Raw genomic sequence first — 5,659 nt, forward strand, 5'->3', positions numbered from 1 at the left:
CCCACCCTGCGGGAAGCGGCGGTGTTCGCCGCGGGGCGCCCCGGCCGGCGGCCCGCCCTGGAGACAGTCCAGCCGCTCTGGTCCGCTCAGCGGGATGCGGCGATGGTCCGGCCCTATCCCGGCTCACCCTGCGGGAAGCGGCGGTGTTCGCCCCGGCGGCGGCGCGCCCCGGAGACAGTCCAGCCGCTCTGGTCGGCTCAGCGGGATGCGGCGATGTTGCGCCGCACCTGGGCGGGGTCCCTGCGGGCCGGTTCGCGGCCCGCGGGCTGGTGCGGCGCCGGGCCCGGGTCGATCGGCGGGATCGGCTTCGTCGTGGCGGCCTCGGTGACCGACATCGGCTCCCCGTGGTGCCGGATCTCCACCGGCTTCCCGGACAGCAGCCGGTACGTCGCGTCGTCGCGGTGGATTTCCACCAGGAAGCGGCTCTCCCGGAAGCACATGCGGAACTGGATCCGCTCCAGCGCGGGCGGCAGCCGCGGCGCGAAGCTCAGCTTGCCGTCGTGGTCGCGCATCCCGCCGAAGCCCGCGACCACCCCCATCCACGCCCCGGCCAGCGACGCCATGTGCAGCCCGTTGCGCACGTTGTTGTGCACGTCGTGCAGGTCGGTCAGCGCCGCCTCGCCCAGGTAGTCGTAGGCCAGGTCCAGGTGCCCCACCTCGGCCGCGATCACCGACTGCGTGCCCGCCGACAGCGACGAGTCCCGCACCGTCCTGGCCTCGTAGTAGGCGAAGTTGCGCTGCTTCTGCTCCGGCGTGAACGCGTCGCCCCGCAGGTGCAGCGCCAGCACCAGGTCGGCCTGCTTCACCACCTGCTTGCGGTACAGGTCGAAGTACGGGTAGTTCAGCAGCAGCGGGTAGTTCTCCAGCGGGGTGCCGGCGAAGTCCCAGTCCAGGTGCTCGGTGAAGCCCTCCGACTGCGGGTGCACACCGAGTTCTTCGTTGTAGGGCACATACATCTGCTCGGCCGCCCGCCGCCAGCCCGCCACCTCGGCTTCGTCCACACCGAACAGTGACGCGACCTCCGGCACCCGCTCGCAGGACGCCGCCGCCTCGCGGAAGTTCCGCTGCGCCATCAGGTTCGTGTAGACGTTGTTGTCCGCGACCGCCGAGTACTCGTCCGGCCCGGTCACCCCGTCGATGCGGAACCGGCCGTGCCGGTCGAAGTGCCCGAGCGACATCCACAGCCGCGCGGTCTCCAGCAGCAGCTCGGTGCCGCACTGGCGCTCGAACTCCGCGTCGCCGGTGGCCCAGTAGTAGCGGGCGACCGCGTCGGCGATGTCGGCGCTGACGTGGAACGCCGCCGTGCCCGCGGGCCAGTACGCCGAGCACTCCGCGCCGTTGATCGACCGCCACGGGAACGCCGCGCCGCGCAGGCCGAGCTGCCGCGCCCGCTCCCGCGCCTTGGGCAGCGTGGAATGCCGCCACCGCAACGCATCCCGCGCCGCCTCCGGCACGCTGTAGGTCAGCACCGGCAGCACGAACGACTCGGTGTCCCAGAACGCGTGGCCGTCGTAGCCCGGCCCGGTCAGCCCCTTGCCGGGGATCGCGCGGCTTTCCCCGCGGGCCCCGGCCTGCAGGATGTGGAACAACGCGAACCGGGTCGCCTGCTGCAGCTCCGGGTCGCCGTCGATCTCGACGTCGGCGGTCTCCCAGAAGTCGTCGAGGAACGCGCGCTGCTCGGCCAGCAGCCCGTCCCAGCCGGTCTGCAGCGCCCCGGCGAGCGCGGCGTCGACCTGCGCGCGCAACGCCGGCACCGAACGCTGCGCCGACCACCCGTAGCCGACGAACTTGGTCAGCCGCAGCACCTTGCCCTGCGGCACGTCCACCGCGATGCTCAGCCGCGCCAGGTCCTCCTCGGCGAGGATGTCGGTGCGCAACCCGTCCGGCGACTCGATCTGGTGGTCCATCGCCGCCGCCACGCGCAGCCCGGACCGCCGCGTCTGGTGCACCAGCACCGCGCGGTAGTGGTCGGCGAGGAAGAACTCCGACTCCAGCGGCGACTGCAGCGCCGCGGCCACCCGCGGGTCCCTGGTGTCCGACTCGATCGGCTCGTTCGCCAGCAGGTCGGACTGCAGCACCAGCTGCATCTTCCCGTCCAGCGGCTCGACCTCGTACCGGATCGCCACCACCGCGCGCTGGGTGAACGACACCAGCCGCTGCGTGCGCACCCGCACGTGCCGCCCGGTCGGCGACGACCACTCGGTGGTGCGGGTCAGCGTGCCCGTCCGGAAGTCCAGCACCCGCTCGTGGGAAGTCGCTGTGCCGTAACGCATGTCGAACGGCTCGTCCTCCACCAGCAGGCGGATGATCTTGCCGTCGGTCACGTTCACGACCGTCTGCCCGGCCTCCGGGTAGCCGTACCCCGCCTCGGCGTAGGGCAGCTCGTGCTCCTCGTAGAAGCCGTTCAGGTAGGTGCCGGGCAGGCCGCGCGGCTCGCCCTCTTCGAGGGTGCCGCGCAGGCCGATGTGCCCGTTCGACAACGCGAAGGTCGATTCCGTGCGCTGCAACTGGTCGACCGCGAGGCCGCGCCACCGCAGTTCCCACGGCGCGCACTCGTAGCCGCGAGTCACGAGGCTCATGCGTCCCCCAGCAGTTCCGCGAGATCGTCCACCACCACGTCGGCGCCGTGCTCCCGCAGCGCCTCCGCCTGGTCCGCCCGGTTCACCCCGACGACGAACCCGAAGTTCCCGGCCCGGCCGGCTTCCACCCCGGCGAGCGCATCCTCGAACACCGCCGCCCGCGCGGGTTCCACGCCCAGCGCCTTCGCCCCGGCCAGGAACGAGTCCGGCGCCGGTTTGCCGCGCAGCCCGTCCCGGGTGATGACCAGCCCGTCGATGCGGGCCTGCACGAACGGGGTGAACTCCGCCGCGTCCAGCACCGCCTGCGCGTTCGCCGACGACGTCACCACCGCGATCGCCATCCCGGCGTCCCGCGCGGCCTCCAGGTACCGGCGCGACCCCGGGTACGGGTTCGGCCCGCGCTCGGCGATGATCCGCAGCACGAGGTCGTTCTTGCGGTTCCCCAGCCCGTGCACGGTGTGCTCGGTGACCGCGTCGTCCGGGCCGCCCTCGGGCAGCTCGATCCCGCGCGAGGTGAGGAACGTGCGCACTCCGTCCAGCCGCGGCCGCCCGTCCACGTAGCGGGCGTAGTCCGCGTCGGTGAACGGGTGGAAACCGCTTCCGTCCCGTTCGCGCAGGAACTGGTCGAACGTCTGCTTCCAGGCTTCCCGGTGCAGCGCGGCGGTGCCGGTCAGGACACCGTCCAGGTCGAACAGGCACGCGGTGATGCCGTCGGGCAACCCGATCATGCCTGCACGGTACCTGCGAACCGGCGGGCTCGCCGCGTGCCACCGCCGTATAACGACCTATACCGCGCGGCTCTAGTGTTGCCGGTGCGGCCGCACGTGGTGGATGAGCTCGTGGACGGTGGCGTCCGCCAGCCGGTACCGGACGATCCGCCCGGTGCGCTGCGCGGTGACCAGGCCGTGCGCGCGCAGCAACCGCAACGCCTGGGACACCGCGGTGTCCGTCATGCCCGCCGCCACCGCCAGATCGGACACGCAGATCTCGCGCGCGTAGTGGATGCACACGAGCAACGTCAGGCGCGACGGGTCGGCCAGCACCGAGAACCGCTCGGCCCACTCGCGCACCACATCGCGGTCGCCGAGGCCGTCCAGCGCCGCCTCGACGGCCGGACCGTCGATCACCCGGCGTGCCGCCTCACCTGCCACCCCGGAATCGTCTCATCCGCGCGCGCCCGAGGACTGGCAGGATCGCACCGTGACCGACATCTCCTTCCGCACCGCACGGGAACTGCGCGCCGCGCTCGGGGCGCGCGAGCTGTCCGCCCGCGAGGTCGTGCAGGCGCACCTGGACCAGATCGAGCGCGTGAATCCGGACGTCAACGCCGTCGTCACGCTCGTCGCCGAGCGGGCGCTGGCCGAGGCGGCCGAAGCCGACGAACGCGCCGCCCGCGGCGCGGAACTACCGCCCCTGCACGGGATCCCGGTCGCGCACAAGGACACCCACGAGACTGCGGGCATCCGCACCACCTTCGGCTCGCCCCTGCACGCCGACCACGTGCCCGAACGCGACGAGCTGGTGGTCGAGCGCATGCGGGCCGCCGGGGTGATCAGCATCGGCAAGACCAACGTGCCGGAGTTCGCCGCCGGCTCGCACACCTTCAACCCGGTCTTCGGCGCCACCCGCAACCCCTACGACCTGTCCCGGTCGGCGGGCGGGAGCAGTGGGGGCGCGGCGGCGGCGCTGGCCACCGGGATGCACCCGCTGGCCGACGGCAGCGACCTCGGCGGGTCGCTGCGCAACCCGGCGTCGTTCTGCAACGTCGTCGGCTTCCGGCCGTCGATCGGGCGGGTGCCGTCGTGGCCGGCGCCGCTGGGCTGGTCGGGGCTGGCGACGGCCGGTCCGATGGCCCGCACGGTCGCCGACGCGGCCCTGCTGCTGTCGGTGCTCGCCGGCCCGGACCCCCGGTCGCCGATCGCGCTGGACGAGCCGGGGGAGACCTTCGCCCGCCCGCTGGACCGCGACGTGCGGGGCCTGCGGATCGCGTGGTCGCCCGACCTGGGCGGCAGCGTGCCGGTGGAACCGGAGGTGGCCGACGTCGTCGAGGCGTCGGCGAAGGTGTTCGGCGACCTGGGGTGCGTGGTGGAGCGCGACTGCCCGGACTTCGCCGGCGCGGACGAGGCGTTCCGGATCCTGCGGGCGTGGCAGTTCGCGGTGAAGTACGGGCCACTACTGGAAACCGAGCGGGACCGGATCAAGGACACCATCGTGTGGAACACCGAGGAGGGGCTGCGGCTGTCGGCGACCGACGTCGGCCGCGCCGAAGTCCTGCGCACCGAGCTGTTCCACCGCTTCCGCGAGTTCTTCACGCGCTACGACTTCCTGTTGCTGCCGGTCAGCCAGGTGCCGCCGTTCGACGCGGAGCTGGAGTACCCGGTGCGGGTCGCGGGCCGGGTCATGGAGACCTACCTCGACTGGATGCGCTCGGCCTACTTCGTGACGGTCAGCGGCTCGCCCGCGTTGTCGGTGCCCGCCGGGTTCACGCCCGGCGGCCTGCCGGTCGGGCTGCAGATCGTGGGGCCGCACCGCGCCGACTTCGCCGTGCTGCAGCTGGGGCACGCGTTCGAGCAGGCCACCGGGGTGGGGCGGCGGCGACCGGCGGTGGCGCGGTGAGGGCGCGCGAGCTGTGGGTCGTGCTGGAGACGCTGCACGACGTCACCTACTTCGCGCCGCAGGCCAAGGCGGCGCACGAGGCGGCGGGGCTGCGCGGGTTCTGGCGCGGCTACGTCGCGACGCGGGCGGCGCCGCTGGGGGCGGCCGGGCTCGGCGTGGTGACCGCCGTGTTCTACGGCTTCGCGCCGTCGTTCCTGGCGCGGTCGGTGCCGTCGATCTGGGATGTGGTGTCCCCGGCGGAGGCGCTGGCCGCCCGGAGCGCGGGCGCGGTGGCGGCGTTGCGGGACCACGTGCGCGAGGTGCCGGCTCCGGTGCTGCCGGTGCTGCGGCGGATCGTGGCGGCGGCCGGCTGGGCGGGCCGGCCGCTGGGAGCCGCGAACGCCGCCCTGCCGTGGCCGGACGACCCGCTCGCGGCGCTGTGGCAGGCGGCGACGACGTTGCGCGAGCACCGCGGCGACGGGCAC

4 protein-coding genes and 1 pseudogene are annotated in these 5,659 nt (G+C 73.5%); 2 read left to right on the forward strand and 3 right to left on the reverse strand.

Annotation, left to right across the window (positions count from 1 at the left end; all coding sequences use genetic code 11):
• Nucleotides 1-197 precede the first annotated feature (197 nt).
• From AMY39116_RS0341520 to AMY39116_RS0341530, 3 genes are all read right to left on the reverse strand, one after another.
• The gene (locus tag AMY39116_RS0341520; RefSeq protein ID WP_027936702.1) at nucleotides 198-2,579 is read right to left on the reverse strand and encodes a glycoside hydrolase family 65 protein; all 2,382 of its coding nucleotides are present in this window, start codon (nucleotides 2,577-2,579) and stop codon (nucleotides 198-200) included.
• Entirely contained in the window at nucleotides 2,576-3,307 is a 732-nt protein-coding gene (locus AMY39116_RS0341525) for an HAD family phosphatase (protein ID WP_020423495.1), read from the reverse strand. Before AMY39116_RS0341525 ends, AMY39116_RS0341520 begins: the two co-directional genes overlap by 4 nt.
• Nucleotides 3,308-3,379: 72 nt before the next feature.
• Nucleotides 3,380-3,730 (reverse strand): metalloregulator ArsR/SmtB family transcription factor, encoded by a 351-nt coding sequence (locus AMY39116_RS0341530; protein WP_039792198.1) that lies wholly within the window; start codon nucleotides 3,728-3,730, stop codon nucleotides 3,380-3,382.
• A 49-nt stretch (nucleotides 3,731-3,779) separates the two neighbouring features.
• Here AMY39116_RS0341530 and AMY39116_RS0341535 point away from each other — a divergent pair, with 49 nt between their 5' ends.
• Together AMY39116_RS0341535 and AMY39116_RS0341540 are read left to right on the forward strand one after the other, a co-directional pair.
• Nucleotides 3,780-5,195, forward strand: coding sequence for an amidase (locus AMY39116_RS0341535; protein WP_020423497.1), 1,416 nt, complete (start codon nucleotides 3,780-3,782; stop codon nucleotides 5,193-5,195).
• Nucleotides 5,192-5,659: pseudogene (locus AMY39116_RS0341540) on the forward strand (hypothetical protein); the annotation flags it as partial. The gene AMY39116_RS0341535 and the pseudogene AMY39116_RS0341540, both read left to right, overlap by 4 nt.

It is taken from the genome of Amycolatopsis sp. ATCC 39116 (assembly GCF_000231075.2).
In the GTDB taxonomy this organism is placed as follows: domain Bacteria; phylum Actinomycetota; class Actinomycetes; order Mycobacteriales; family Pseudonocardiaceae; genus Amycolatopsis_E; species Amycolatopsis_E tucumanensis.

Bases quoted from the DNA above. Each gene is read 5' to 3' on its own strand.
- AMY39116_RS0341520 (WP_027936702.1), bottom strand. From the start codon at position 2,579: ATGAGCCTCGTGACTCGCGGCTACGAGTGCGCGCCGTGGGAACTGCGG.
- AMY39116_RS0341525 (WP_020423495.1), bottom strand. From the start codon at position 3,307: ATGATCGGGTTGCCCGACGGCATCACCGCGTGCCTGTTCGACCTGGAC.